Here is a 26349-nt window from a genome sequence, read left to right as displayed (position 1 = left end):
GTCAGGGGGCCGGTGCCACTGGGCGCGCCTACGTCGCACCCGGCGGCAGGGGTCAGGCCACCCGAATGCCGCCGAGGTTGCGCTTGCCGCGGCGGACGACGAGCCAGCGGTCGTGCAGCAGGTCATCCGCCGACGGCTGCCAGGTGTCCTCGGTGATCTTGGCGTTGTTGACGTACGCGCCGCCTTCCTTGACGACGCGGCGCGCGGCACCCTTGCTCTCCACGAGTCCGGCCGCCAACAGCAGGTCGATGATCGTGGGACCGTCGCCGAGCGCGACCTCGCCAGTCGGCACCTCCGCCATCGCCGAGTCCAGCGTCGAGCCGTCGAGCGTGCTGAGTTCGCCCTTGCCGAACAACGCCTGGCTCGCGGCGACGACCTGCTCGGTCTGCTCCTTGCCGTGCACCAGCGTGGTCAGCTCCTCGGCCAACTTGCGCTGTCCCGCCCGCAGGAACGGCTTGTCCTCGGTGAGCTGCGCCAGCTCGGCGATCTCGTCCCGGTCGAGGAAGGTGAACATCTTGAGGTAGCGCACGACGTCGGCGTCCGCGACGTTGACGAAGTACTGGTACCAGGCGTACGGCGTCGTCAGCTCCGGGTCGAGCCACACGCTGCCGCCACCGGTGGACTTGCCGAACTTGCGGCCGTCGGCATCGGTGACCAGCGGCGTGGTCAGCGCATGCACGCTCGCACCGTCGACCTTCCGGATGTAGTCGACGCCGCCAACGATGTTGCCCCACTGGTCGGAGCCACCGATCTGCAGCGCGGTGCCGTACTTGCGGTGCAGCTGGAGGTAGTCGTACGACTGAAGCAGCAGGTAGCTGAACTCCGTGTACGACATGCCGTCGCCCTCAAGCCGTCGGCGCACCGTCTCGCGGGCGAGCATGACATTGATCGAGAAGTGCTTGCCGACGTCGCGCAGGAAGTCCAGCGCGGAGACGTCGGCGAACCAGTTCATGTTGTTCTCCATGATGGCGGCGGTCGCCGGATCCGCCTTGTCGCCGAAGTCGACGAACTTTTCCAGCTGGACGCCGATGCGCTCCAGCCGATGCGCGATGACCTCGCGACTGACCAGGCTGCGCTCGCCAACGTCGCGAGGGTCGCCGATCTGGCCCGTCGCGCCGCCCGCGAGCACCACCGGACGGTGCCCCGCGCGCTGGAACCGCGACAGCGTCAGGAGCTGCACGAGGTTCCCGGCGTGCAAGCTTTCCGCGGTGGGGTCGAAACCGGCATAGAGCGTGAGCGTGCCCGCGTCGAGATCTTCGCGCAGGGCGTCGAGGTCGGTGGACTGCGCGATCAGGCCGCGCCAGGACAGCTCGTCAAGGATGTGCTCACTCACGACGTCCATCTTCCCAGGAGGGGTTGACCAGGTGTTCAGCGACCTCGACGTGCTAGAACATGGCCATGGGCAAGCCGAGCTTGCAGCGGCGCGTCGCACGAGCCGCGGACGACGTCTTAAGCGAGCAAGGCTACGTCGCGTTCACCGACGTGCTCGCGCGACTCGGCTGGGTGCACCCGGTCAACGTCGAGTCGTGGCGCAAGGGACGGATTCGCGAACTGGAGCAGCTGCTGCCCGTGCCTGCCGAACGTGTCGTACGGGCGTGTGAGCTGCTGACGGACTGGGGTCGGGAACGCGGTCTGCGGGCCGAGGACGTCGAGTACGTGGCGGGGACGCGCGATCGCCGTCCGCTGCGGTTCTTCTCGGCTACCACGCCAGAAGAGGAACGCGCCCTGCGCACGCATTGGTTCGCGCCGGACGCCCCGCGCGAGAAGGTGGTCGAGAAGCAGAGCAAGGCGCCGGACCTCGTCGCGATCATGCCGACACGGGACTGGGAATGCGCGGGCTGCGGCGACACCGGGGACATCCTGGTCATGGACAACGACGAACCGTTGTGTCTCGACTGCGCGGACATGGGCCATCTGGTGTTCCTGCCCGCTGGCGATGCGGCGTTGACACGCCGTGCGAAGAAGGCGAGCGGGCTGTCGGCGGTAGTGATCCGCTGGGCGCGGGCACGGCAGCGGTACGAACGGCAGGGGATTCTGGTCGAGGAACGCGCGCTGGAGCAGGCGGAGGAGCAGTGCCTCGCGGACGCCGATGCTCGCGAACGACGTCGCGAGCGGGACCGGGAACGGCGTGCGGTGCAGGACGTGGAGTTCCAGGGTGAGCTGTGCGCGGCGATCCTGCAGTTGTTCCCGGGCTGCCCGCGCGAGCGGGCGGAATCGATCGCGCGGCACGCTGGGAAGCGCGGCAGTGGCCGGGTCGGGCGGTCGGCCGCGGGGCGGGCGCTGGACAACCGCGCGGTGACGCTCGCCGTGGTGGCGTCCGTGCGCCACACGGACACGGCGTACGACGAGCTGCTGATGGCGGGCGCGCCCCGGGAGGAAGCGCGGAAGCAGGTGGCGGAGGACATCGATCGCGTGCTGCGGGTTTGGGAGGGTTGATCCGGCTACGGAAGCAGACCGTGGTCGCGGACGAAGACGCCGAACTCAGCGCCGGTGCAGGGCAGCCGCAGGTTCGTCGCACGCAGTGTGTCGATGAGGTTGCTCGCGCTGACCTCAGTCAGTTTGCCGTTCCTGCAGGCGGCGGCAAGCAGCCAGATCGTGCCATGCACGTCGAGACCGTGTGCCCGGCCGACCCGTACCGCGTCGCGGTCGTCCGTTATCACCGTTCCGCCGCATTGCTCAGCTGCCGCGAAGCTCACCAACGCCTCCCCCGAGTCCAGTGGGAGAATGACCAACCATGCGAGGTCAAGCGCATCGGCCAACTCCGGGTAGTCGACGGCGCCTTGACGCAGCTCCTGTTTAACTACCTCAGTCGTGCCGCACGTCTCCGCGATAACCAGGTCACACAGCACGTCGAGGCGATCAGCGCGGGCGAAGTGGGACAGGACGGTCGTGTCGAAGATCAGCGACGGCTGCGCTGTCACGGGGCATGCCCCTGGTCGTCACGCGTCGGAAGATCCTCCAGCGCGAGCTGGCCGTGCATGAGTTCGACCGCTCGCTCCGAGGTGATCAGGTCCCGGCCCCACGCCTGAATGACAGCGTGGGCGTAGCTTGGCGGCACCGTCACGGATTCGAGGTCCGTCTGCGGCGCCCAGCCAAGAGCTTCCATGAACTCAGCGCGCGTCGGGTTCGCGAATCGCAGGCGACGGGCTCCGGCGGCATCGAACGCGCCGGCCAACTCAGCCTGCCGGACGGCCATCGACCAGGAGATTCGATACTCCGCGGCTATTCTGATCAGCAAGCTCCGCACGTCAGCCTGTTCGTTCGAGAACTGCTTCGCGAAGAGTTCGCGAGGTGCCAGAAACTCTGCTGCGAAGGCATCGACAACCCTTTCCCGATCCTCTCGGGAGGAAGCGACACCAAGGTCACTGGAGTACTCATCGCCAAGTACGAGATGGCCGAGCTCGTGCGCTGCGGTTGCCCTGCGACGTCCGGGATCCGTGATCCGGCTGACGACGGCGACCGCGAGATCCCCGTCGACCAGCGACGCACCCTCGCCTGGCAGGTCAGTCACTAATACAAGCTGTCCTGCCTGCTCACACACCGCCATCACTGTCTCAATCGGTTCGAGCGGCTTTCCGATTCGCTCACGAAGCCACAGAGCGGCCTCCCGCGCCGAATCCAGGTTCTCGACAGGTTCTTCGTAGACCATCGGCCGGGTTGGTTGAAGCAGCCCCGTCTCGACGAGTTGCCTGACATCCTCGCGCCATTCCAGAAGCTTGGCTTCCAACCAGTACGCCTGCTGATCGACGTCAGTCTGGGCTTCCTCGGCGAGTTGCGCGCGCCGGGACAGCACGAGCGGCCGATCCTCAAGGAACTGCTCCATCGGGACGCCGAGCACCGCGCTGAACCGAGCCAACTCCAGCGCGTCGACACGGCGTGCTCCCGCTTCGATCTTGGCGAGCATCGTGCGGTCCAAGCCGACCGCTCGAGCAAGCCCGATCTGCGACATGCCAGCGGCTAAGCGGCAGTCCCGAATACGCTCGCCAATCTCAGTCCAGCTCACATCTCCCATGGTCGTGCGATTTTCGCACATGTCAAGTACTATACAGCGCGACCACCCGACATTGGCTAACGCGCTAATCGGTATCAGAGGTAAAACTCACCGCGATTAGAGTGCTACCCGCGCCAACAGGGGCGGGACTCGCCGGGCTGGAAGTCGGAACTCGCGGCACCAAAGCGAGGAACTCGCGGGCTCAGGCGCGGCGGCGCTTCTCGTGGCGCCGGTAGGTCGACACCGCGCGGGAGTCCGGAAGCCAGAAGCGCCACGGCGTGTCCTTCGCCGCCGCGACACCGACACGCGGCCCGCTGCGGATGCGTTCGTCCGCCACCGGCTCCGCCTCGTAGAGCCGCACGGACGACGCCCCGTCGGTGAGGTCGACGCCGTTGTGCTCCCGGACAAGCCCCAACGCCGATGCCAGCCGCGCGGGCCCGCGCGCGAGGTCGTGATGGTTGCGCGCGGCGGGCCTGCGCTGCTGAGCCAGCTCGATGCCTGACGTGATCTCGCCCGCCCGAAGCAGCACCGCGCCGGGCACGCCGTCGGTCAGGCACACGATGTTGGCGCAGAAGTGCATCCCGTAGACGAAGTACACGTACAGGTGACCCGCCGGTCCCCACATGACGTCGTTGCGGGCGGTCCTGCCCCGGTAGGAGTGGGACGCCGGATCGTCCAGCCCCCGGTAGGCCTCGACCTCCACGATCCGGGCGGCCACGGTGCCCTCGGACGTCGTGGACTCCAGGGTGCAGCCGAGCAGGCGCGCGGCGGCCTCGACCGGGTCGATCGCCAGCTCGGCACGCGGCATCAGGTCGGTGGTGACATCACGGTGTGGCGACACGCGGCGAGCCTACGTCGTCGCCATGCCGGCGTGCGCACCGCTCCGTGCGCGTTGATCTTTCGCTTGCCGGAGTCGAGCGTCGCGTCCCGAGAGAGTCGTGCGGTCCAAGGTGCCCGGCCAGACCACCGCGCCGCCCGGGGCCAGCCGCGCTACTCGCCACTCCAGGCGCGGGCGTCCGCGACCCGCTTCTCCACCCGACCGAGCTGCTCCGCGACCCGGGCGGGGGCGGTGCCACCGTGGGCGTCACGGGAGGCGATCGACCCGGCCACCGTCAGCACCTCGCGCACGGCGGGTGTCAGCGCGGGGTTGATGCCCGCCAACTCGTCGTCGGTCAGCTCGTCGAGCCCGACGTCGCGGGACTCCGCCACCCGGACGCACTCCCCCGACGCCTCGTGCGCGACCCGGAACGGCACGCCTTGGCGCACCAGCCACTCCGCGATATCCGTGGCCAGCGTGAAACCGGCGGGAGCAAGCGAAGCCATCCGCTCGGTGTGGAACGTGAGCGTGCCGACCATCCCGGCGATCGCGGGCAGCAGCAGCTCCAGGTGCGCGACCGAGTCGAACACCGGCTCCTTGTCCTCTTGCAGGTCCCGGTTGTACGCCAGCGGCTGCGCCTTCAACGTCGCCAGCAGACCGGTGAGATTACCGATCAGCTTCCCGGACTTGCCGCGCGTCAGCTCCGCGACGTCCGGGTTCTTCTTCTGCGGCATGATCGAGCTGCCGGTCGCCCAGGCGTCGTCCAGCGTGACGTAGCCGAACTCCGCGGTGTTCCAGATGATCACCTCTTCGGCGATCCGCGACAGATTCACGCCGAGCATCGCCACCGCGAACGCGAACTCCGCCGCGAAGTCCCGCGACGCCGTGCCGTCGATGGAGTTCTCCACCGCCGCGCCGAAGCCCAGGTCAGCCGCCACCGCCTCCGGGTCGAGCCCCAACGACGACCCGGCGAGCGCACCGGAACCGTACGGCGACTCGTCGGTGCGGGCGTCCCAGTCACGCAGCCTGCTGACGTCCCGCAGCAACGCCTGCGCGTGCGCGAGCAGATGGTGCGCCAGCAGCACCGGCTGGGCGTGTTGCAGGTGCGTGCGTCCGGGCATCACGGCGTCAGGGTGGGCCTTGGCTTGCGTGACCAGCGCGTCCACGACGTCCAGCGTGCCCGCGGTGACCCGGCGCGCGGCGTCGCGGAGCCACATCCGAAACTGCGTCGCCACCTGGTCGTTCCGCGACCGACCGGCGCGCAGCTTGCCGCCCAGCTCGACGCCCGCGCGCTCCAAAAGCCCACGCTCCAGCGCGGTGTGGACGTCCTCGTCGGCGATGGTCGGCGTGAACTCCCCCGACGCGACGTCCGTTTCGAGGGTGTCCAGCGCGGCCAGCATCCGCTCCAGCTCATCGGCGGTGAGCAGCCCAGCCGAGTGCAGCACGCGGGCGTGCGCGCGGGAACCGGCGATGTCGTAGGGCGCGAGCCGCCAGTCGAAGTGCGTCGAGGCGGACAGCTTCGCCATCGCCTCGGCTGGCCCGCTGGCAAACCGGCCGCCCCACAGCTTCACGTCGCCTGCCATCAGTCGGTCCCGGCTTCCATCGCGGCCTCGTCCAACGACGTCTGCGTGTCGTGCGAAGCCTCCGGATTGGCCGTGATCCGGTCGGCGCCCCCAGCGGGAAGCTCGCCGAACAGTGTGCCGTTCTCGACGAGGACCTGGCCCTGGTCGAGCGGCTGTTCGGCGTAGAACTCGAGCTTGTGGCGCGAGTCGGCGATATCGAGGTTGCGCATGGTCAGTTGCCCGATCCGGTCGGTGGGACCGAACGCGGCGTTGGACACCTTCTCCATCGACAGCTTCTCCGGGTGGTACGAGAAGTTCGTGCCTTCGGTGTTCAGGATCGTGTAATCCTCGCCGCGCCGCAGCCGCAGCGTCACCTCGCCGGTGACCAGCGACGCGATCCACCGCTGAATCGCCTCCCGCAGCATCAGCGACTGCGGGTCGAGCCAGCGGCCCTCGTAGAGCAGCCGCCCGAGCTTGCGGCCCTCGGAGTGGTAGTTGGCGATGGTGTCCTCGTTGTGGATCGCGTTGACCAGCCGCTCGTAGACGACCCAGAGCAGCGCCATGCCGGGTGCCTCGTAGATGCCGCGCGACTTGGCCTCGATGATCCGGTTCTCGATCTGGTCGGACATCCCGAGGCCGTGACGACCGCCGATGGCGTTGGCCTCCATGACCAGGGCGACCGGGTCGTCGTAGCGCTTGCCGTTGATCGCGACGGGACGGCCCGCCTCGAACCGCACGGTGACGTCCTCGGGCGCGATCTTCACCGCTGGGTCCCAGAACCGCACACCCATGATCGGCTCGACCGTCTCCAGCGAGACGTCAAGGTGCTCCAACGTCTTGGCCTCGTGGGTGGCGCCCCAGATGTTGGCGTCGGTGGAGTACGCCTTCTCCGCCGGGTCGCGGTACGGCAGGTTGTGCTCGGTCAGCCACTCGCTCATCTCCTGCCGACCGCCCAGCTCGCGCACGAAGTCCGGGTCCAGCCACGGCTTGTAGATGCGCAGCTCCGGGTTGGCCAGCAGGCCGTAGCGGTAGAACCGCTCGATGTCGTTGCCCTTGAACGTCGAGCCGTCGCCCCAGATATCGACACCGTCGGAGTGCATCGCGCGGACCAGCATCGTGCCGGTCACAGCGCGGCCGAGCGGCGTGGTGTTGAAATAGGCGCGACCGCCGGAACGCAAGTGGAACGCGCCGCAGGCCAGGGCCGCGAGGCCCTCCTCGACGAGCTGCGGCTTGAGGTCCAGGATGCGGGCGATCTCCGCGCCGTACTCCTTCGCACGATCGGGGACACCGTCGATGTCGGACTCGTCGTACTGCCCAATGTCGGCGGTGTAGGCGCACGGAATCGCACCCTTCTCGCGCATCCAGGCCGCGGCCACAGAGGTGTCAAGCCCGCCGGAGAAGGCGATGCCGACGCGCTCTCCCTTGGGCAGGGACATCAAAACCTTGCTCAATTTCCTCTTCCTTCGCTTCTGAGTCAGTCGTCGTGGGTGTGGCCGCGTGCGTTCCCGCCGCCCGCCCCATCGGCCAATGAGGTGAGGAGGCTGGCGAGCGCGTCGCCACCGGCCGGGTCGCGGGCGATCACCATGACGGTGTCGTCACCCGCGATGGTGCCGAGGACCTCGCCGAGCGCGGCACGATCGATCGCGCTCGCCAGGAACTGCGCCGCGCCGGGCGGGGTGCGCAGCACGGTTATGTTCGCCGAGCCTTCGGCCGACACCAAAAGCTCGCCGAGCAGCCGGGACAGCCGTGACGTCCCACCTTGCACGCCCTTGACCGGGCTGCCGTCCTCCGGGATGACATACACGGGCGCGCCGCCGTCGGCCGCGCGCAGCTTCACCGCGCCCAGCTCGTCGAGGTCCCGCGACAGCGTCGCCTGCGTGACCTCGATGCCGTCCGCCGCGAGGATCTTGGCGAGCTCGGTCTGGCTCCGGATGCCCCGGGTCGAGACCAGTTCGATGATCCGCGCCTGCCGCCCCGCTCTGGTCATCGGCTCAGCAACCACACCAGCAGTGCCTTTTGGGCGTGCAACCGGTTCTCGGCCTCGTCCCACACCGCGCTGGCCGGGCCGTCGATCACCTCGTCGGTGATCTCAGCGCCCCGGTGCGCGGGCAGGTCGTGCAGCACGATGGTGTCGTCCTTGCCGGTCTTGGCCAGCAGCTCCGAGTTGACCTGGAACGGCCGGAACGGCCCCACCCTGTCCTTGCCGTCGTTCTCCTGTCCCATCGACGTCCACGAGTCGGTAGTGACGACGTCGGCGCCGTCGACCGCCGCGACGGGGTCGGTGAAGACGCCTACCGAGCCGCCGGTGTCCGCCGCCCGTGCCCGCACCAGATCCAGGACCCACGGCAGCGGGTGGAATTCCGCCGGCGCGGCGATCCGCACATGCAGGCCAGCCGTGACACCGCCGAGGAGCAGCGAGTGCGCCATGTTGTTGGCGCCGTCACCGAGGTAGGTCAACGTCTGCCCGGCGAGGGTGCCCTTGCGCTCCCGGATCGTTTGGAGATCCGCGAGCACCTGGCAGGGGTGGAACTCGTCGGTGAGCGCGTTGACCACCGGGACGGTCGCGGCGTCGGCGAAGTGGTTCATCCGCTCCTGCGCGAACGTCCGCCACACCACGCCGTCGACGTACCGGGACAGGACCCGCGCGGTGTCCTCGATAGTCTCCTCGCGGCCGAGCTGCATCGCGCGACCGTCGACGACGACGGCATGACCGCCGAGCTGCGCGATACCGACCTCGAACGAGAACCGGGTGCGGGTGGAGTTCTTCTCGAAGATCACCGCGACCGCGCGCGGGCCCTCGAGAGTGCGGGTGCCGTACGGGTCCGCCTTCAGCGTGTCGGCGAGGTCGAGTACCTCGGCCTGTTCGGCGGGAGTGAGGTCGTCGTCCCGCAAGAAGTGGCGTGGCATGTCAGCTCTCCTGTCCGGCTTGAAGTCCGTGATCGAGTGCGGCGGGCAGCGCCGCGAGGAAGTCCACGACCTGCCGCTCGGTGATGATCAGCGGTGGAGCGAGCCGGATCGTGTCCGGTCGCACTGGGTTGACGAGATAGCCCGCCCGTTGCGCGGCGGTGGCCACGGCGGGCGCGACCGGCTTCGTCAGGCCGATGCCTTGCAACAGCCCGGTCCCCCGCACCTCGGACACCAGCGGGTGGTCCAGCTTGGCCACACCCGCCGCGAGGTCCTTGCCCAGTGTGTCGACGTGGTCCAGCAGCCCGTGTTCGCGGATGGTGCGAATCACCGCGAGGCCCGCCGCGCAGGCGATGGGGTTGCCGCCGAACGTCGTCCCGTGCTGGCCAGGCTTGAGCAGTTCGCCCGCCTCGCCGACACCGATCACCGCGCCCAGCGGAAGGCCGCCGCCGAGTCCCTTGGCCAGCGTGATGACGTCCGGCGTCACGCCAGCCTGCTGGAAGGCGAACCAGCTGCCGAGCCTGCCGATCCCGGTCTGCACCTCGTCCAGCACCAGCAGGGCGCCCGCGTTCGACGTGATCTCCCGCGCGGCTTGCAGGAACCCGTCGGGTGCTGGCACGACGCCGCCCTCGCCGAGCACCGGCTCGATGAACACCGCGGCGGTGTCACCGTCCACAGCGGACTCCAGCGCGGCGGCGTCCCCGAACGGCACGTGCGTGACGTCGGGCAGCAACGGCTCGAACGGTTCCCGTTTGGATGGTTGCCCGGTGACACTCAGCGCCCCCATGGTGCGGCCGTGGAAGCCACCGTCGCAGGCGACCAACTTCGACTTGCCGGTGAGCCGGGTGATCTTGGTCGCGCCCTCGACGGCTTCCGCGCCCGAGTTGCAGAACAGCACCTTGCCGCTCAGCCCCGCGACGTCGAGCAGCGTCTCGGCAAGCGAGAGCGCGACCGGGTTGATGTAGAGGTTCGACGTGTGCCCGAGCGTGGCGACCTGCTCAGACACGGCCTTGACCACGGCCGGGTGAGCGTGGCCGAGCGCGTTCACCGCGATGCCGCCGACCAGGTCAAGATACGGCGTGCCGTCGGCGTCGAACACGGTCGCGCCCTCACCCCGGACCAGCTCCAGCGCGGGCGTGCCGTAGTTGTCCATCATCGCGGCCTGCCACCGCTGCTGCGCCGTCATGCCCGCTCCTGTTCCGGCAGCACCATCGTGCCGACTCCGCTCGACGTGAACACTTCCAACAACACCGAGTGCGCGAGCCTGCCGTCGATCACGTGCGCCCGCCCCACGCCGCCGCGCACCGCGTGCACGCACGCCTCCATCTTCGGGATCATGCCGCTGGCCAGGCCGGGCAGCATCTCTTCGAGCCGATCCACTCGTACCTTGTCGATCAGCGACGACCGGTCGGGCCAGTTGGCGTAGAGGCCTTCGACGTCGGTGAGTACGACGAGTTTCTCCGCGCCCAGTGCCGCCGCGAGCGCACCGGCCGCCGTGTCCGCGTTGACGTTATGCACGACGCCGTTCGCGTCCGGGGCCACGGTGGACACAACAGGGATGCGGCCCGCGTTGACGATGTCCAGCACCGCGTCGGGATTGACGCTGGTGACCTCGCCGACGAGTCCGATGTCGACGTGTTCGCCGTCCACTGTGGCCTGCTTGCGGGTGGCGGTGAACAGGTGTGCGTCCTCGCCGGAGATGCCGACCGCGTAGGGGCCATGGGCGTTGATCAGACCAACCAGCTCGCGGCTGACCTGCCCGGTGAGCACCATGCGGACGACGTCCATCGTCTCCGGCGTCGTGACGCGCAGGCCCCCGGTGAACTCGCCGTCGATGCCGAGACGGTCCAGCATCGCCGAGATCTGCGGGCCGCCGCCGTGCACGACGACCGGCCGGATGCCCGCGAGCCGCAGGAACACCATGTCCTGCGCGAACGCTTGCTTCAGCTCGTCGTCGATCATGGCGTTGCCGCCGTACTTGATCACGACGGTCGCGCCGTGGAATCGCTGCAACCACGGCAGCGCCTCGATCAGCACTTCCGCCTTTTGCCCCGCCGTGGCGAGCCGAGTGTCGGCGAGAATGGTCTGTTCGCTTGGGGTCATGACGAGTACGCGCTGTTCTCTTCGACGTAGCCGTGGGAGAGGTCGGTGGTGTAGATCGTGGCCGCGTGGTCGCCGTCGCCGACACCGATCGCGATCTCGACGTGCGGACCACTGAGATCCACAGTGGAGCGATCCTGCGCCGGGACACCGTCGGCCAGCAGCGGGACGTCGTTGATCGTGATCGACAGCATCGACGGGTCGACCCGCGCGTCGCTGCGGCCCACGGCCATGGCGACCCGGCCCCAGTTCGGGTCGGAACCGAACAGCGCGGTCTTGACCAGGTTGTCCTCCGCGACGGTGCGTCCGATTCGGACGGCGTCCCCGTCGCTGGCCGCGCCCGTCACGGTGATGTCGACCAGCTTGGTCACGCCCTCGGAGTCGGCCTGCAACTGCCGCACCAAACTCATGGAGACGTCGGTGAGCGTGCTGATGAAGTCGTCCAGCGACGGGGTGACACCACTCGCGCCGGAGGCGAGCAACAGCACGGTGTCGTTGGTGGACGTGCCGCCGTCGACGTCCAGCCGGTCGAACGTCGCCTTCGTCGCCGCCCGCAGCGCCGTGTCCAGCGCCTCCCCGCTGAGCGCAGCGTCGGTGGTGATCACGGACAGCATCGTGGCCAGGTTCGGCGCGAGCATCCCCGCGCCCTTCGCGAAGCCACCGACGCTCCAGCCGCCCGGATGACTGGCATTGGCCTGTTTGGGTCGCGAGTCGGTGGTCATCACGGCGGTCGCGGCGTGCAGCGCCGACTCCGGACTGCTGGACAGCGCCGACGTCGCCGTATCAACCCCAGGCAGCAGCGCGTCCATAGGCAGCCGCTCGCCGATCAGGCCGGTGGAGCACACCGCGACCTCGATGGCTCCGACCTCCTGCTCGTCGCTGGTCAACGCCTCGGCGACCTTCTCGGCGGTGGCGTGCGTGTCCTGGAAGCCTTCGGGGCCGGTCGCGGCGTTGGCGCCGCCGGAGTTCAGCACCACCGCGCGCAGCCTGCGCTCGGTGAGCACCTGCTGCGACCACAGCACCGGCGCGGCCTTGACGAGGTTGCGGGTGAACACGCCAGCCGCGTCCTGCTTAGGGCCATCGTTGACGACAAGGGCGAGGTCGAGTGCCCCACTGTCTTTGATCCCCGAGGCGATGCCGGACGCGCGAAATCCGGCGGGCGTGGTGACGCCGCTGTCGGTGGACACGCCGGGTACTGCGATTGGCTCGACGGTAGTGGTCACATCGGTCACGGTGCGACTCCTGTCGTGGGTAGTCCTGCGGTTTCCGGCAGGCCGAGCGCGAGGTTCATGCACTGCACCGCGCCACCAGCCGTGCCCTTGGTGAGGTTGTCGATGGCCGCGATGACGACCAGCCTGCGGGTGTCGACGTCCACCGTGACCTGTATGACGACGTTGTTCGAGCCAACCGTCGCCGCCGTCGTCGGCCAGGAGCCCTCCGGCAACACGTGCACGAACGGTTCCTCGGCGTACGTCTTGGCGTAAATCGCACGGACAGCGTCAGCGTCCATGCCGGCGGTGAGCGGCGCGCTCGCGGTGGTGAGAATGCCGCGCGGCATCGGCGCGAGCACCGGCGTGAACGACACCGACACGCGCTGCCCCGCCGCACGGCTGAGGTTCTGGGTGAACTCGGGCGTGTGCCGGTGCGCTCCGCCGACGCCGTAGGCACTGACCGAGCCCATCACCTCGGCGCCGAGCAGGTGCGGCTTGAGCGCCTTGCCCGCCCCGGAGCTGCCGGTAACCGACACGACGGTGACGTCCGGCTCGATCAGCCCGGTATGCAGCGCCGGCGCGACGGCGAGGGTGCCGCCGGTCGGGTAACAGCCGGGCACGGCGACGCGACGCACGTCCCGGAGCGCGCCGCGCTGGACGCTGCCGTCCGGTAGCGGCAGTTCGGGCAGTCCGTATGGCCAGGCGCCCGCGTACTCGCCGCCGTACCAGCGGTGCCATGCGTCGGCGTCGGTGAGCCGGTGGTCAGCACCGAGGTCAACGACCAGGGTGTCGTCGCCGAGTTGCCCGGCGAGCTCGGCGCTGTGGCCGTGCGGCAGGGCGAGGAACACCACGTCGTGGCCGCGGAGCGCTTCGGGCGTGGTGTCGGCGAGCGTTCGATCAGCGAGCGGCGTGAGGTGCGGGTGATGTTGCCCCAGCGGGGTGCCCGCGTTCCCGCCCGCGGTGAGCGTGCCAATGCGCACGTCGGGGTGGGTGAGCAGCAGGCGCAGAAGCTCGCCCCCGGCGTATCCGCTTGCCCCTGCAACAGCGACCGTAACCGTCATGTGTATGAGTATGCACTACCATGCAAAGCTACTCAAATCGATTTCGGGTGCGTTGTGTCACTGGCGCGGTGTGGAATGTGAGCGATTCTGGTCGTTCAGACGACCACAACTGCTCACGTTCCCGCCTTGTGACGCCGGGCGCGACGTCACTCACGGGTGTAGTGGCGGACCTTGTCCTCATCAAGGGTGACGCCGATGCCGGGGCCGCTCGGGACATGCAGATTCCCGTCGCGGTACTCGAGCCCTTCGGCGACGACGTCGTCGGCGAGCAGGAGGGGACCGAACAGCTCGCTCCCTTCGGTGACCTCGGGCAACGCACCGTACAACTGGGCGCTCGCCGCGGTGCCGATGGAGCTCTCGATCGTCGTCCCGCCGTGACAGCCGATACCGGCCGCGGCCGCGATGTCCGCGACGCGACGGACCATCGTGAGACCGCCCGACTTCGGGATCTTCAGGGCGAAGACGTCGGCGGCGGCCGCGCGTGCCAGCGAGAAGGCGTCCTGCGGACTCCACACGCTCTCGTCGGCCATGATCGGGATCTGAAGCAGCGCACTGAGCCGCGCGAGCGCGTCGACGTTCCACCCAGGAACCGGCTGTTCCACCAGTTCGATTCCGCCCGCTTCCAGTTCCGGCAGCCATCGCGTCGCCGCCAGCTCGTCCCAGGCGCAGTTCAGGTCCACTCGCAGACTGGTGCGCTTCGCGAGCGCCCGCGTCACGTCCAGGACGCGCGCGACGTCGCGCGCGGGCGCTTCCGCACCCATCTTCAGTTTGAAGCTGGCGTGCAGCCCCGCGTCGAGCTTGCCTTCGATCTCGTCGATGACGACCTTGGCGTCGTCGGCGCCAAGCGCCCACGTCACCGGGATCGTCTCCCGATAAAGCCCGCCGAACAGGTCGTAGACGGGGACGCCGAGCGCCTTGCCCCAGGCGTCGAACAACGCCATCTCGACCGAGGCCTTGGCGAACGGGTTGCCGTGGACGAGTCGGTCCATCTCGCGGCGCAGCGACTCCACCTGGGTGGCGTCCCGCCCAGTCAGGCACGGCCCGAGGTAGGTGTCGATGGCCACCTTAATGCCCTCGATGGACTCGCCACCCCACCACGGCCCGCCGGGGACGACGGCCTCGCCGATTCCCTCGATCCCCTCGGCGGTGCGCACCCGGACCAGCACGTAACTCTGGTGGTCGATCGTCAGTGACGAGAACCGGTGCTGTCGCCGCAGCGGCAGGTCGATGATGGCGGTGTTGACGGACTCGACGGTGAGCCGGGTCATCGCGAAAGGGGCTCCTTAACGTAGTCGGCGCTGGTCCATGCGCGGGCCAGAGTCAGCTGACACGCGCGCCCGTGAGATGCGCGGCATAGAAGTCGAGCGTCTTGGACCAGGAGTCCGTTGCCGCGCCGGTGTTGTCGCTGTCCTCGATGAGCCCGCTCAGAAAGCCATGCCCCGCACCCGGGTAGATCTCGTCGCCGTAGCTGATGCCGTGCGCACGCACCTCGTCCGAGAATTCGCGCACCTCATCGAGGTCGATGTAGTCGGCATCGCCCCAGAACGACAGGATCGGTCCCTGGATGGCGTTGACGATGTCTATCGGACGTGGGGCTTGGTTGGGCCCGCTCCTGCTCTTCGGGAACGCGTAGTAGCACACGGTCGCCAAGTCGTCGAGCCGGGCACACAGGTCGAGGGCGAACGTGCCGCCGAGACAGAACCCGAGCTGCCCCACCGTCGACGTCCGCGAGTCCGCGTGTTGGCGCAACCACCCGATCGCGGATTCCAGATCGGACAGTGCCTGATGTTCGTCGAGCCGGTCCCAGCGGGCGAACGCCGCGTCTCGGGTGACCTCCGGCAGCGGACCGAGCCGGAAGAACATATCCGGCAGCAGCGCGACGTAGCCCGCGCCGGCGAGCCGCTCCGCCAGGTGCTGGTAGAACGGTGTCCGCCCGTAGATGTCCGAGATCAGCAGGATCCCTGGGCCGCGCCCGCGCTCTGGACGGCAGCACGACCCCGGTAGCCGCTCCCCCGACGCCAGCGAAATCCCGACCTCCTCTCGCGCGACCCCGGGAACCGGCTTGTCGACATCTTCCGGATGACACATATAACCTCCCCCGAGCGCCGTTACCCCGCCGGCTTGAGCCGGAACTCGTGGGACGTGGTGAAGAAGGGCTTTGTCATCCCGCGCGCATCCATCTCCTCAGGCGAGTCGTGCTCCCGCAGGGTCAGGATCAGCTCGGGCTTGACCGCACTGGCGACGTCCGAGTCGAGATACCGGTCGCCTTCGAAGTACAGCTGGGTCGTCAGCGGCGTGTAGCCATCGGCGGAGACGATGAAGTGCAGGTGCCCCGGCCGGAAGTCGTGCCAGCCCGCCGCCTTGAGCAGTTCCTCCATCGGTCCACCGCGTGGCAAGTGGTAGTACGGCGGCACGATGGTGCGGACCTCGAACTCGCCGTTCTCGTCGGTGGTCATCTTGCCCCGCAGGTTGAACGGCGGCGGCTCCTGCTGGATGTTCGAGTAGTTGGTGTCAGCGTCCGCCTGCCACATGTCCAGCACCGCGCCGGGTATGGGATCACCGCTCGTGGAACGTACGGTCCCGGACAGGATCAGCGGATCACCCTTCTCATCCTCGCGCATCGGCAACACGTACGGGCGCTCCAGCCATGGCGCGTCCGGGACGTAGTACGGCCCCATGATGGTGCCGCCCTCACCCTGGTTCAGCTGCTCCACCGTGTGCTCGAAGAACACGTCGGTGAACAGCGGCCACTCCCCGGCCTCGCCGACCCGGATGAGGTAGTTCACCGCCGCGCGGTACTCGTCGTAGGTCACTTCATGCTTGGCGATCGCATCGTTGATCCGGTTGACGAGGTCACCCACAACGGTCGCGACACGCTCGGTAGTCATGATCAGCTCCTTTCCGGCCGAGCGCCGGGTACCGCTATGGCGCTCGCGCCGCTGGTTCGGTGGTCGTGCGAGACGTCAGCGGTCGCCGTCCGGGTTGAACAGATCGGGCACGGTCCAGCCGTCCAGGTCGTACTCGGCCATGCACTGCTCGGCGAAGCCAGTCATGTCGTCGGCCATGCCGGACTCCTGGGCGGCGAACAGCAACTCGGCGCGCACGCCCTCGTGGTTGCCGGAGTAGTTGCGCTCGTACAGTTCGTGCCTGCCGCCGAACTCGGTGCCGATGGAGTCCCAGATCAGTTTCATCAGCTTGATCCGCTCGACGGCGTCCATGTCGTCCGTGCCGCGCAGGTAGCGGTCGAGGTACGGCCGGATCTCCGGCGACTTGAGGTCCTTGACGTGCGAGGGCAGGTAGATCAGCCCGCTGCCGAGGTCCTGCAGGATGATCTCGCGGATGCGCGGATACCCGACCGTCATGAACCAGCGGTACGCCAGTCCGTAGTCCAGGTGCGGCAGCACCGCACCATCGACCCATTCGTCCGGCCGCGCGCACATCGCGTCCGAGATCGCCCAGAACATGTTGCGCCAGCCAATGACCTCGCCGACGCGGGTCTGGATCCCTCGGAAGTCTTTCGTGCCGGTCGCCGCGACGCCCTTCAACAGCAAGCCAGCGATGAAGTCGAGCTTGACGGCGAGCCGGGTCACGCCGTGGAAGGTGAATCGGTGCAGGAAACCCGAACCTGGGAAGAAGGTGCTCGCCTTCTCCGGGTCACCGTAGATGAACACGTTCTCCCACGGGATCTTCACCTTGTCCAGCACGAAGATCGTGTCGTTCTCGTCCAGCCTCGACGACAGCGGGTAGTCGAACGGACTGCCCATCTGGTCGGCTGTCTGCGCGTAGGACGCGCGGCAGATCAGCTTCATCCCGGGCGCGTTCATCGGAATCGTGCACACCAGCGCGAACTCCCGCGTCTTGATCGGGAGCCCGTAGTGGGCGATGAAGTTGTAGTGCGTGATCGCAGAGCCGGTCGCCACGACCTTCGCACCGGAAGCGATCAGGCCGTCGTCGCGCTCCTCTTCGACATGCACGAAGACGTCCTTCACCTCGTCGGGCTGCCGGTTGCGGTCGACGGGCGGGTTGATGATCGCGTGGTTCCAGTAGAGCAGCCGCTCCTGTGACTCGGTGTACCAGCGACGCGCGTTCTCGCTGTACGGCTCGTAAAACTCGGCGTTCGCGCCGAGCGTGCCGAGAAAACTTGCCTTGTAGTCCGGGCTACGGCCCAGCCAGCCGTAGGTCATCCGCGCCCACTCGGCGATGGCGTCGCGGTCAGCGTAGAGATCCTCCCGCGAGCGCGGAGTACGGAAAAATGGATGCGTGATACCGCCGTTACCGGTGTCGGTTGGCGCCGTGACGACCGACTGCTTCTCCGGATCGTGGAGGGCGTCGTACAGTCGTGCCGTCATGCGCGCCGCGTTGCGGAAGGCCGGGTGTGTGGTCACGTCCTTGACCTTCTCGCCGTAGATGAAGACGTCCCTGCCATCGCGCAAGCTCTCCAGGTACTCATCACCCGTCATCGGACGCTTGGCACGATTGGCCATCCTTTCGGCTGCGGTTTCCTGCTGTGTGGTCACTTTCCGCTCCCTTCACGCGGATAACTTCGGCGTGATCAGCTGGACGGGAACCACGACAGGCCGGGGTAGTCGGCGGACTCCAGCCACGGAACCTCGGCGAACGCGGAACCGAGATGACGGAACTTGCCGCAGTAGAACACCAGCGGCTCGCCACCGCGATGCTCGATGTTGACGACCTCACCCAGATACAGCACGTGGTCACCACCGTCGTAGCTGCGCCACGGGGTACACGCGATCGCGGCGAGCGACCCAGCCAGCCGCGGCGCCAATTCGCCGCCAGGCCACTCCCACCGCACCGGATCGGACATCGGCTTGCCCGCGAAGTTCAGCGCCACGTCGTCCTGCGAATCACGTAGCACGTTGACCGTGAACGGCCGATCGTCGAGGTACTTGCAGATCTTGGTGTCGCGATCCAGCGATACCAGCACGAGCGGCGGCTCAAGGGATACCGCGGTGAACGCGTTGACCGTGGCTCCGTGAGCCTCGCCGTCGGCTTCCACGGTGACGACCGTGACACCAGTCGCGAAGTAGCCGAGGCATGTTCGCAGCGATCGTGAGTCGATCCGCACGGCGACGTCCCGCCAATCTGTACGCATTGCGTATAGTTTGGACGCTATCCGGTCACATACGTTAGTGTGGTGCAGGCCACACTGGGTGTCAAGCCGAACGGAGTCGCCTCGTGGTCGACCGGTTCAACAGGCATAACAGGAGGACCGGATGCTCTTTCACGTCGCGATGCGGGTGAATCTCCCGCCCGACCTCGATCCCCAGATCGCGGACGAACTCAAGCGCGCCGAGAAGCAACGAGCGCAGGAGCTGCAGCGTGCGGGTACGTGGCGGCATCTCTGGCGAGTCGCGGGCCGGTACGCGAACATCAGCATCTTCGACGTCGACTCGCACGAGGAACTCCACGACATCCTCTCGAGCCTGCCGTTGTTCCCCTACCTCGATATCGAGGTGACTCCGCTGGCGCGGCACCCGTCCGCACTGCCGGAGTCGTGAGAGCACCGGGCTAGTCCACAGGGACGCGATCGTCGCCGAGGACGCCGGTCACAGCCCTCATCCGTCCTGCTCACGGGGCTCCAGTACGAACTCAACGGTGGCAAGGCGGAACGGGGCTGATACGCCGTAGCGCGTCGCCTCGTCCTCGTCGTCGATCTCCCGGAACTCGCGGATCAGACTCCGCTTCACCGCGAACACCGCGTCGCCGTCGATGTAGGGACTGTCGGCGACGAACACGTGGGTGGTGACCGGGATATGGCCGTCAGCGCTGACGATGAAGTGGATGTGCGCCGGGCGGTAGGGGTGTCGCCGCGTAGCGGTCAGCAGCCGGCCAACAGGGCCATCGGTCGGTATCGGGTAGTAGCTCGGCACTACGGTACGGAACCAGAAGGCGCCGTCGCCGTCGGCGGTGAACAGCCCACGACCGTTGCCCTCCGGCTGCACGTCCGGCTGCTGGACGTCGTAGAACCCTCTGTCGTTCGCCTGCCAGACGTCCAGCCACGCACCGGGCAACGACGTGCCGTCAACGGAACGCACCCGCCCGGTGATCACGCACGGCTCCCCGCCGCCGAGTAGGTCGATGCTGTCACCGAGCTCGCGTCGCGGTGACTCGACCACATGGAAAGGGCCGAGCACGGTCGACGCGGTGGCCTCGGGCGCTCCCCGTGCGTTGATCGTCTCCACCAGCATGGACACGCCGAGTACGTCGGAGAGCAGGATGAACTCCTGGCGTTTGTCGTCGCATTTTTGCCCCACGGCGGTCAGGAACTCGATGGCCCGCTCCCACTCCCCTAGCGTGGGCTCGACGTCCCGCACGAAGCCATGCAGGTGATGAACGAGGCTGCTCATCACGGTGCGCAACCGGGGATCGGGAGTGTCGGCAAAGCTGTCGACGACCGCGTCGGCGGCGTTGTCTTCGGTGAAATCGGTAGCCATGATCGCCCCTTTCCGACGATCGCGGGTGGCTCGCGGCTACAAGGTGGCTCCCAGGCGCGAGCTGATCTCTCCGGCGGCCTTGACGAGGATGGGCAGATACTCGTCGTGGATGGTCGCTAGGCTCACCGTGGCGGCATGGCAGGACATGCTCAGTGAGGCGACGACCCGATTCGTCGAGTCCCGCACCGGCGCGGAGAACGAGCGGACCCCTTCCTCGAGCTCCTGGTCCACCAGCGCCCAGCCCTGTTCCCGTACCGTCAGGAGGATCTCGCGGAGCCGGTCCGGATCGGTCGTAGTTCTCGGCGTCAGCGGGTGCAGCGTCACCTGCGCGAGGAAACGCTCGATCTCCCCGTCGGTCAGGCCTGCGAGCAGGACGCGCCCCATCGAGGTCGCGTACGCGGGTAACCGTGTCCCTGTCGTCAGCGTGATGCTCAGAACTCGCCCGGCGGGCACGCGCGCGATCTGCACCGCGTCCTCGCCGTCCAGTGCCGCCATCGAACACGTCTGCCCGGTCTTGCTGGTGACCTCTTCCATGTACGGCTGGGCGACCTCGGTGAGATCGATCGACGACAGGTACGCGTTGCCGAGTGCGAGCACGTGCGGCGTCAGCGAATAGAGCCTGCCGTCCCGCCGCAGATAGCCGAGCTCCTCCAAGGTCAGCGCGATACGCCGCACGGTCGGCTTACTCAACCCCGTCGCTTCGGCCAACGCGGAGATGCTCAGCTGCGGGTGATGGTCGGCGAAGGCCAGGATGACCGAAAGGCCCCGCTCAATGGACTGCACGTAGTCGCCGCGATTCTCCGGCTTCGCCATCGAGTTCTCCCGTGTGGCCGCTAAGGTGCCGAACCCATGTCACGCCTAGCGTAAAGCTTCGGTCACGAGTTGTGGCCGTACGGCAGGAAGATCGCTGGTCACGGCCTGGCCGTGACCAGCGTTCCTCAGCCGCGCAGGGTGGCGCCGTGGCGGTCGTTGGCGGCGGCGACGGCCGCGTCACGGACCTCCGTGGCTTCCTCATTCGTCAGCGTGCGGTCGGGATCACGCACCCGCAGCTTGAACGCCAGCGACCGCTTCCCCTCACCGACCTGCTCGCCGGTGTAGACGTCGAACAGCGCGACGTCCTCAAGCAACTCGCCACCGCCATGACGCAACGCATCCGCCAGGTCGGCTGCGGGCACCGACTCGTCCACCACGAGCGCGACGTCAAGCAGCACCGGCGGGTACGGCGACACCGACGGCCGCGGCCGCAGCTCGGCGACCGGAACGGCGTCAAGGTCCAGCTCCATCGCGACGGTGCGCTTCGGCAAACCCAGCGCCTCGATCACCTTCGGATGCAGCTCCCCGGCGAACCCGACGATCCGCTCCCCGACGTCGAGCCGCGCGCACCGACCCGGGTGCCAGGGCAACTCGTCGGCGGCCGACACGGTCAGTTCCACCCCGGACGCGGCGGCCACCGTGCGAGCGGCCTCGATCGCATCCGCCCAGGTCGCCTGCTCGCCGGGACCCCACCAGCCCGCGCGACGACGCAGGCCGGTCAGCACCACCGCGACGTGCAGCGGCTGGGCGGGCACGGCAGCCTCCAGCGTGGCGACCTCCTCATCGGACGGCCGACCAGCGACGCTGGGATCAGGCACAGCTGGCGCGTCGGGGCTCGGCTGGACGACCTGCCCGATGTGATACAGCGACAAATCCTTGAAGCCGCGGGAGACGTTGCGCTGCAACGTCTCCAACAGGCCAGGCAGCAGCATCGTGGCCAGCTCGTTCTTCTCCGCCTCGAGGGGGTTGAGAACGATCGACGTCCTGCGGCGCGGGTCGTCGTCGGCGAGGCCGAAGGCGTCCCACACCGAGCCGGACACGAACGGGAACGGCAGCACCTCGACGTAGCCCGCCTCGGCCAGCGCGCGGGACACGGCTCTACGCCTGCGCTGAGCCGGAGTCAGCCCCGACCCGGCTGGCGCGACCGGCAGCGTCGACGGAATGCTGTCGTAGCCTTCCAACCGCAGCACCTCCTCGACCAGGTCGGCGGGCTGCCGCAAGTCGGCGCGCCAGCTCGGTGGCTCCGCCAAGACGAGCGCGGTGCCATCGTCGGCGGTGTCGATGCCGACCTTGCAACCGATCTGGGTGAGTCGACGCACGGTGACGCCGCGCTCGTAGCGCACGCCAGCGGTCTCATCCGGCAACGAGATCGGCATCGCGATAGCGGGCAGGGGCGTCACGCCACCTTCGTCGGTCCTGCTGCCCTCGATCGTGCCCGAGCCGTAGTCACGCAGCAGCCGCGCCGCCATGTCGACCGCCGCCGCGCACACGGCCGGGTCGGCGTAGCGCTCGAACCGCTTCGCGGCCTCGGAGAACAGCTTGTGCCTGCGTGCGGTGCGGCTGATCGACGCCGGATCCCAGTGCGCGGCCTCCAGGAGCACGTCGGTGCTCTCCGGGGTGATCTCGGTGCTGGCGCCACCCATGGTGCCCGCGAGGGAGATGACGCCGGAGTCGTCACAGATCACGATGTCGTCGGGGTCGAGCTCGCGCACCACGTCGTCCAACGTGGTCAGCTTCTCGCCCTTCTCCGCGCGCCGCACCACCAGCTCGCCCTTCACGCTGCCGGTGTCGAAGGCATGCAGCGGCTGGCCGAGCTCCAGCATCACGTAGTTGGTGACGTCAACGGCGAGCGAGATCGACCGTATTCCGGCGAGCATCAGCCTGCGCCGCATCCACCACGGTGTCGGTGCGGACACGTCCAGTCCGGTCACCCTGCGCAGTACGAAGCGGTCGCAACCAGCGGGATCGGCGATGCTGACCGGCCAGGTGTCGCCCCGTGCGTCTTCCACCTCTCGCGCACCGGGGTCGGCGAACGGCAAGTCGAGCGCGCAGGACAGTTCCCGCGCCAGGCCACGGACGGACAACGCGTAGCCCCGGTCGGGGGTCGGCGCGAGGTCGAGCACGGTGTCGTCGAGGCCGAGCCGCTCACGGGCGTCGTCACCGGGGCTCGCGCTGTCACGCGGCAGCACCAGGATGCCGGTGTGGTCCTCGCCAAGCCCCAACTCGCGAGCCGAGCAGATCATGCCCTCACTGACGTGGCCATACGTCTTGCGCGCCGAGATCGTGAAGTCGCCAGGCAGCACCGCACCGGGCAGCGCCACAACGACAAGGTCACCTTCGGTGAAGTTGGTCGCACCGCAAACGATGCCACGGGTGGGCAATTTGCCGTCGGTGCTCTCCGGCTCGATGTCGCCGACCTCGACACGGCAGTAGCGGATCGGCTTCTTGAACTCGGCCAGCTCCTCAATGGCGGCGACCTTGCCGACCACGAGCGGACCGGTGACCGGGCCAAGCTCATCGACGCCTTCCACCTCGACACCGACGCGGACCAGCGCGTCCACCAGCTCGGTCGGACCAATGTCCGGACCGACCTCGAGGTGCTCGGTCAGCCAGCTGACAGGAACCCTCATGACGCCTCCGTATCCTGCGGGACACCCGCACCCGGTCGGCTTACCTGAGCGGAATGGCGAGTGTCGCTCATGACGCCTCCACTCCGAACGGCATGGTGAACCGCACGTCCCCCTCGACCATGTCGCGCATGTCCGGAATCCCGTTCCGGAACTGGAGCGTGCGCTCCAGGCCCATGCCGAACGCGAACCCGGAGTACACCTCGGGATCGACCCCGCAGGCGCGCAGCACGTTGGGGTTGACCATGCCGCAGCCGCCCCACTCGACCCAGCCGGGGCCGCCCTTCTTCTCCTCGAACCAGACGTCCACCTCGGCGGACGGCTCGGTGAACGGGAAGAAGTGTGGGCGCAGCCGCGTCTCCGACTTCTCGCCGAACATCGCCCGCGCGAAGGCGTCCAGCGTGCCCTTCAAGTGGGCCATCGTGATGCCCTTGTCCACCGCTAGGCCCTCGACCTGGTGGAACACCGGGGTGTGGGTGGAGTCGAGCTCGTCGGTGCGGTACGTACGGCCGGGACAGACGACGTAGACCGGCGGCGCGCGGTGTAGCAGCGTCCGCGCCTGCACCGGCGAGGTGTGCGTGCGCAGCACCAGCCTGGAGTCCTCCGGGGCGATGTAGAACGTGTCCTGCATCTGCCGCGCGGGGTGGTCCTTGCCGAAGTTCAGCGCGTCGAAGTTGAACCACTCGGCTTCCAGCTCGGGGCCCTCGGCGACCTCGTAACCCATGCCGACGAAGACGTCCGAGATGCGCTCGGCCAGCGTCGTCATCGGGTGGCGTGCGCCACGCGGGACGCGGTCCCACGGCAGCGTGACGTCGACGGCCTCCTCGCGCAGCATCCGTTCGTCCCGCTCGGCCTGCAGCACGGCCTTGCGTTCGTCGAACGCGGCCTGGATCGCCGCGCGCGCCTCGTTCACCCGCTTACCGGCGTCTGCCTTCTCGTCCTTCGGCAGCGATCCGATCTGCCGCCGCGCCACCAACACCGGCGCTTGGTCACCGAGATGTGCTGGCTTGACCGCGGCGAGCTGGTCGAGATCGGCCGCATCGGCGAAGGCGGCCTTGGCCTCATCGACCGCCGCGCTGAGCGCCTCCTGCGTCAGCACCTGTGTGTCGTCCGCTTTCGACATCGCGCTGTCTCACGACTCCTTGCGTCCCAGTTCTTCCCCTGCGATCGTGCCGCATGGTCGGTGACTCAGTGCGACCGGCCCCGCCGCCTACGACCTGGCTCGTTGTGCCCGTGCGCTGGCATAAAGGCAGACCGCGGCCGCCGTGGCCAGGTTGAGGCTTTCCGCGTCCCCGTAGATTGGCACGCGAATGGCACCATCGGCAGCCGATATTTCGTCGGCGGACAGGCCATGCGCCTCGTTCCCGAACACCCACGCGGTCGGTGTCGCCAGGTCCGTCGCCGTGTCGAGGTCATCGGAAGCCGAGCCGTCGGCGGCCACGAGCCGCAGGCCGTGCGCGCGACAGGCGTCATACACCGCGTCGACGTCGTGCTCTCGCGCGAGCGGGAGGTGGAACACGCTGCCGGTGGAAGCCCGCACGCACTTGCCGTTGTGGACGTCGACGGCGTCCCCCGCGAAGATCACGGCGTCCGCACCGGCCGCGTCGGCGACCCGGACGACGGTGCCCGCGTTACCGGGGTCGGCGATCCCGGCGAGCACGACGACCAGCCCGGGTGTACCGCGCAACGCGTCGTCCAACGCCATATCGAGTAACGAGCACACCGCGACGATGCCCTGCGGCGTGACGGTCTCAGACAGCAGCTCGGCGGCACGGGTGTCGATCTCGGATACCGTCACCCCTGCGTTCGTCGCCTGTGTCACCAGCTCGGCGTGCCGCCCCGCCGCCGCTTCGGTGACGAACAGCTCGTGCACCCGTTCGGGTACCCGCAACGCCTCGCGGACCGCCTGTGCGCCCTCAGCGAGGAACCGACCCGCCTGACGTCTGCCGCTACGCGACGTCAGCTTGCGCGCAGCGACGACCCGGGGCGTCCGATGGGTGAACACCCCGGGTCGTCGAGTCACGGACGTGTCGCTCAGGCCGACTTCTTGGCGTCCTGCGCGGGCACGTTCTGCTTGGCGAGCTCGGCCAGCGCGGTGAACGCGGCCTCGTCGCTCACGGCGAGCTCGGCGAGGATCTTGCGGTCCACCTCCACACCGGCGGCCTTGAGGCCCTGGATGAACCGGTTGTACGTGATGCCGTTGGCCCTGGCGGCCGCGTTGATGCGGGTGATCCAGAGCTGGCGGAAGTCTCCCTTGCGGGCCCTGCGGTCCCGGTAGGAGTAGGTGAACGAGTGGAGGTTCTGCTCCTTGGCCTTGCGGTACAGCCGCGAACGCTGGCCTCGGTAGCCCTTGGCCATCTCGAGAGTTGCGCGACGCTTCTTCTGGGCGTTCACCGCCCGCTTGACGCGTGCCACGGGTCCATCCTGTCGATTTCAGGGGGCGCTAGGGTCGCCCCGGGTGTACATCTGTCAGCGGTTGTCAGGCGTCAGGCTCAGCGGCGGCCGAGCAGCCGCTTGATCTTCTGGGCGTCACCGGCTGCGACGTCGGTCGTGCCCTCCAGCCTGCGGGTGACGCGGCTCGACTTCTTCTCGAGCAGGTGCCTACGGCCTGCCTTCTGCCTGCGGAGCTTGCCGCTGCCGGTCGTCTTGATGCGCTTGGCTGTGCCGCTGTGCGTCTTCTGCTTGGGCATTGCTGCCCCTCCTTCGATGTCCGTCTGCAACGGGCGGGCGGCTCACGCACGAGGCCGAGATCGGCCGTCCGGTTGCCCCGCGAGGCGCACCGGTGCGCGAACGATGTCGACGAGAGGA

At 68.2% G+C, this 26349-nt stretch carries 26 protein-coding genes; 2 read left to right on the top strand and 24 right to left on the bottom strand.

All coding sequences use genetic code 11. The features are described 5' to 3' along the window. Window positions 1-52: 52 nt before the first annotated feature. Window positions 53-1333: a tyrosine--tRNA ligase gene (tyrS, locus tag ACFQGD_RS15070; protein WP_345398760.1), complete on the bottom strand. Its 1281-nt coding sequence runs from the start codon at window positions 1331-1333 to the stop codon at window positions 53-55. Window positions 1334-1398: 65 nt separating this feature from the next. Here tyrS and ACFQGD_RS15065 point away from each other — a divergent pair, with 65 nt between their 5' ends. Further along, complete coding sequence (locus ACFQGD_RS15065; RefSeq protein ID WP_345398757.1) at window positions 1399-2436, top strand: DUF2293 domain-containing protein; 1038 nt, start codon at window positions 1399-1401, stop codon at window positions 2434-2436. 5 nt (window positions 2437-2441) lie between these two features. On the opposite strand, the gene ACFQGD_RS15060 is transcribed toward ACFQGD_RS15065, so the two are convergent. From ACFQGD_RS15060 to ACFQGD_RS14985, 16 genes are all read right to left on the bottom strand, one after another. Next, window positions 2442-2921, bottom strand: a complete 480-nt coding sequence (locus tag ACFQGD_RS15060) for a PIN domain-containing protein (RefSeq protein WP_345398754.1) — start codon at window positions 2919-2921, stop codon at window positions 2442-2444. Continuing rightward, a complete protein-coding gene (locus ACFQGD_RS15055; RefSeq protein WP_345398751.1) occupies window positions 2918-4003 on the bottom strand; it encodes a helix-turn-helix domain-containing protein in 1086 nt (361 codons plus the stop codon). The genes ACFQGD_RS15060 and ACFQGD_RS15055 overlap by 4 nt, the downstream gene beginning before the upstream one ends. Window positions 4004-4193: 190 nt before the next feature. Further along, window positions 4194-4799: a DNA-3-methyladenine glycosylase gene (locus tag ACFQGD_RS15050; RefSeq protein WP_345398810.1), complete on the bottom strand. Its 606-nt coding sequence runs from the start codon at window positions 4797-4799 to the stop codon at window positions 4194-4196. Window positions 4800-4981: 182 nt separating this feature from the next. Continuing rightward, complete coding sequence (gene argH, locus ACFQGD_RS15045; RefSeq protein WP_345398748.1) at window positions 4982-6391, bottom strand: argininosuccinate lyase; 1410 nt, start codon at window positions 6389-6391, stop codon at window positions 4982-4984. Next, a complete protein-coding gene (gene argG, locus ACFQGD_RS15040) occupies window positions 6391-7821 on the bottom strand; it encodes an argininosuccinate synthase (RefSeq protein WP_345398745.1) in 1431 nt (476 codons plus the stop codon). Before argG ends, argH begins: the two co-directional genes overlap by 1 nt. A 23-nt stretch (window positions 7822-7844) precedes the next feature. Beyond that, a complete protein-coding gene (locus ACFQGD_RS15035; protein ID WP_345398742.1) occupies window positions 7845-8357 on the bottom strand; it encodes an arginine repressor in 513 nt (170 codons plus the stop codon). Then, window positions 8354-9277: an ornithine carbamoyltransferase gene (argF, locus tag ACFQGD_RS15030; RefSeq protein ID WP_345398739.1), complete on the bottom strand. Its 924-nt coding sequence runs from the start codon at window positions 9275-9277 to the stop codon at window positions 8354-8356. The genes ACFQGD_RS15035 and argF overlap by 4 nt, the downstream gene beginning before the upstream one ends. Window position 9278: 1 nt before the next feature. Then, window positions 9279-10460, bottom strand: a complete 1182-nt coding sequence (locus ACFQGD_RS15025; protein ID WP_345398736.1) for an acetylornithine transaminase — start codon at window positions 10458-10460, stop codon at window positions 9279-9281. Beyond that, the gene (gene argB, locus ACFQGD_RS15020; protein ID WP_345398733.1) at window positions 10457-11377 is read right to left on the bottom strand and encodes an acetylglutamate kinase; all 921 of its coding nucleotides are present in this window, start codon (window positions 11375-11377) and stop codon (window positions 10457-10459) included. Before argB ends, ACFQGD_RS15025 begins: the two co-directional genes overlap by 4 nt. After that, window positions 11374-12597 (bottom strand): bifunctional glutamate N-acetyltransferase/amino-acid acetyltransferase ArgJ, encoded by a 1224-nt coding sequence (argJ, locus tag ACFQGD_RS15015; RefSeq protein ID WP_345398730.1) that lies wholly within the window; start codon window positions 12595-12597, stop codon window positions 11374-11376. Before argJ ends, argB begins: the two co-directional genes overlap by 4 nt. 5 nt (window positions 12598-12602) lie before the next feature. Beyond that, the gene (gene argC, locus ACFQGD_RS15010) at window positions 12603-13646 is read right to left on the bottom strand and encodes an N-acetyl-gamma-glutamyl-phosphate reductase (RefSeq protein ID WP_345398727.1); all 1044 of its coding nucleotides are present in this window, start codon (window positions 13644-13646) and stop codon (window positions 12603-12605) included. A gap of 146 nt (window positions 13647-13792) precedes the next feature. Beyond that, window positions 13793-14914, bottom strand: a complete 1122-nt coding sequence (locus ACFQGD_RS15005; protein ID WP_345398724.1) for a muconate cycloisomerase family protein — start codon at window positions 14912-14914, stop codon at window positions 13793-13795. 52 nt (window positions 14915-14966) lie between these two features. After that, window positions 14967-15734: a dienelactone hydrolase family protein gene (locus ACFQGD_RS15000; RefSeq protein ID WP_345398721.1), complete on the bottom strand. Its 768-nt coding sequence runs from the start codon at window positions 15732-15734 to the stop codon at window positions 14967-14969. A 20-nt stretch (window positions 15735-15754) separates the two neighbouring features. Next, window positions 15755-16534: a dioxygenase family protein gene (locus tag ACFQGD_RS14995; RefSeq protein WP_345398718.1), complete on the bottom strand. Its 780-nt coding sequence runs from the start codon at window positions 16532-16534 to the stop codon at window positions 15755-15757. A 75-nt stretch (window positions 16535-16609) separates the two neighbouring features. After that, window positions 16610-18130, bottom strand: a complete 1521-nt coding sequence (locus ACFQGD_RS14990; protein WP_345398807.1) for a 4-hydroxyphenylacetate 3-hydroxylase N-terminal domain-containing protein — start codon at window positions 18128-18130, stop codon at window positions 16610-16612. A gap of 68 nt (window positions 18131-18198) precedes the next feature. Further along, on the bottom strand, window positions 18199-18759 hold the full coding sequence (locus ACFQGD_RS14985; protein WP_345398715.1) for a flavin reductase family protein: 561 nt from the start codon (window positions 18757-18759) through the stop codon (window positions 18199-18201). A gap of 121 nt (window positions 18760-18880) precedes the next feature. Between ACFQGD_RS14985 and catC the strand changes: the two genes are divergently transcribed. After that, window positions 18881-19165 (top strand): muconolactone Delta-isomerase, encoded by a 285-nt coding sequence (gene catC, locus ACFQGD_RS14980; RefSeq protein WP_345398712.1) that lies wholly within the window; start codon window positions 18881-18883, stop codon window positions 19163-19165. 57 nt (window positions 19166-19222) lie between these two features. Here the strand turns inward: catC and ACFQGD_RS14975 are convergent, their stop codons facing one another. From ACFQGD_RS14975 to rpmI, 7 genes are all read right to left on the bottom strand, one after another. Further along, the gene (locus ACFQGD_RS14975; protein WP_345398709.1) at window positions 19223-20101 is read right to left on the bottom strand and encodes a dioxygenase family protein; all 879 of its coding nucleotides are present in this window, start codon (window positions 20099-20101) and stop codon (window positions 19223-19225) included. A 36-nt stretch (window positions 20102-20137) separates the two neighbouring features. After that, on the bottom strand, window positions 20138-20914 hold the full coding sequence (locus ACFQGD_RS14970) for an IclR family transcriptional regulator domain-containing protein (protein WP_345398706.1): 777 nt from the start codon (window positions 20912-20914) through the stop codon (window positions 20138-20140). Between the two features lie 125 nt (window positions 20915-21039). Continuing rightward, window positions 21040-23544, bottom strand: a complete 2505-nt coding sequence (pheT, locus tag ACFQGD_RS14965) for a phenylalanine--tRNA ligase subunit beta (RefSeq protein ID WP_345398703.1) — start codon at window positions 23542-23544, stop codon at window positions 21040-21042. Window positions 23545-23611: 67 nt separating this feature from the next. Further along, entirely contained in the window at window positions 23612-24664 is a 1053-nt protein-coding gene (gene pheS, locus ACFQGD_RS14960; RefSeq protein WP_345398700.1) for a phenylalanine--tRNA ligase subunit alpha, read from the bottom strand. Window positions 24665-24751: 87 nt separating this feature from the next. Then, window positions 24752-25564 carry a TrmH family RNA methyltransferase gene (locus tag ACFQGD_RS14955; protein WP_345398697.1) on the bottom strand — a complete coding sequence of 271 codons (813 nt, stop codon included), beginning with the start codon at window positions 25562-25564 and terminating at the stop codon, window positions 24752-24754. Window positions 25565-25575: 11 nt separating this feature from the next. Beyond that, the gene (gene rplT, locus ACFQGD_RS14950; RefSeq protein WP_345398694.1) at window positions 25576-25956 is read right to left on the bottom strand and encodes a 50S ribosomal protein L20; all 381 of its coding nucleotides are present in this window, start codon (window positions 25954-25956) and stop codon (window positions 25576-25578) included. A gap of 77 nt (window positions 25957-26033) precedes the next feature. Further along, on the bottom strand, window positions 26034-26231 hold the full coding sequence (gene rpmI, locus ACFQGD_RS14945) for a 50S ribosomal protein L35 (protein ID WP_345398691.1): 198 nt from the start codon (window positions 26229-26231) through the stop codon (window positions 26034-26036). Window positions 26232-26349 lie beyond the last annotated feature (118 nt).

This window comes from Haloechinothrix salitolerans, from assembly GCF_042662605.1.
Classification (GTDB): Bacteria; Actinomycetota; Actinomycetes; order Mycobacteriales; family Pseudonocardiaceae; genus Haloechinothrix_A; species Haloechinothrix_A salitolerans.
The sequence above is the reverse complement of the archived record's forward strand: the minus strand, read 5'-3'. Positions and strand labels throughout refer to the sequence as shown.

Bases quoted from the DNA above. Each gene is read 5' to 3' on its own strand.
- pheS (WP_345398700.1), bottom strand. From the start codon at position 24,664: ATGTCGAAAGCGGACGACACACAGGTGCTGACGCAGGAGGCGCTCAGC.
- ACFQGD_RS14985 (WP_345398715.1), bottom strand. From the start codon at position 18,759: ATGCGTACAGATTGGCGGGACGTCGCCGTGCGGATCGACTCACGATCG.
- ACFQGD_RS15065 (WP_345398757.1), top strand. From the start codon at position 1,399: ATGGGCAAGCCGAGCTTGCAGCGGCGCGTCGCACGAGCCGCGGACGAC.
- ACFQGD_RS14990 (WP_345398807.1), bottom strand. From the start codon at position 18,130: ATGGCCAATCGTGCCAAGCGTCCGATGACGGGTGATGAGTACCTGGAG.
- ACFQGD_RS14975 (WP_345398709.1), bottom strand. From the start codon at position 20,101: ATGGCTACCGATTTCACCGAAGACAACGCCGCCGACGCGGTCGTCGAC.
- argC (WP_345398727.1), bottom strand. From the start codon at position 13,646: ATGACGGTTACGGTCGCTGTTGCAGGGGCAAGCGGATACGCCGGGGGC.
- argH (WP_345398748.1), bottom strand. From the start codon at position 6,391: ATGGCAGGCGACGTGAAGCTGTGGGGCGGCCGGTTTGCCAGCGGGCCA.
- rpmI (WP_345398691.1), bottom strand. From the start codon at position 26,231: ATGCCCAAGCAGAAGACGCACAGCGGCACAGCCAAGCGCATCAAGACG.
- ACFQGD_RS14995 (WP_345398718.1), bottom strand. From the start codon at position 16,534: ATGACTACCGAGCGTGTCGCGACCGTTGTGGGTGACCTCGTCAACCGG.
- argB (WP_345398733.1), bottom strand. From the start codon at position 11,377: ATGACCCCAAGCGAACAGACCATTCTCGCCGACACTCGGCTCGCCACG.
- argF (WP_345398739.1), bottom strand. From the start codon at position 9,277: ATGCCACGCCACTTCTTGCGGGACGACGACCTCACTCCCGCCGAACAG.
- ACFQGD_RS14970 (WP_345398706.1), bottom strand. From the start codon at position 20,914: ATGGCGAAGCCGGAGAATCGCGGCGACTACGTGCAGTCCATTGAGCGG.
- ACFQGD_RS15005 (WP_345398724.1), bottom strand. From the start codon at position 14,914: ATGACCCGGCTCACCGTCGAGTCCGTCAACACCGCCATCATCGACCTG.
- catC (WP_345398712.1), top strand. From the start codon at position 18,881: ATGCTCTTTCACGTCGCGATGCGGGTGAATCTCCCGCCCGACCTCGAT.
- pheT (WP_345398703.1), bottom strand. From the start codon at position 23,544: ATGAGGGTTCCTGTCAGCTGGCTGACCGAGCACCTCGAGGTCGGTCCG.
- ACFQGD_RS15050 (WP_345398810.1), bottom strand. From the start codon at position 4,799: ATGCCGCGTGCCGAGCTGGCGATCGACCCGGTCGAGGCCGCCGCGCGC.
- ACFQGD_RS15025 (WP_345398736.1), bottom strand. From the start codon at position 10,460: ATGACGGCGCAGCAGCGGTGGCAGGCCGCGATGATGGACAACTACGGC.
- ACFQGD_RS15000 (WP_345398721.1), bottom strand. From the start codon at position 15,734: ATGTGTCATCCGGAAGATGTCGACAAGCCGGTTCCCGGGGTCGCGCGA.
- ACFQGD_RS15035 (WP_345398742.1), bottom strand. From the start codon at position 8,357: ATGACCAGAGCGGGGCGGCAGGCGCGGATCATCGAACTGGTCTCGACC.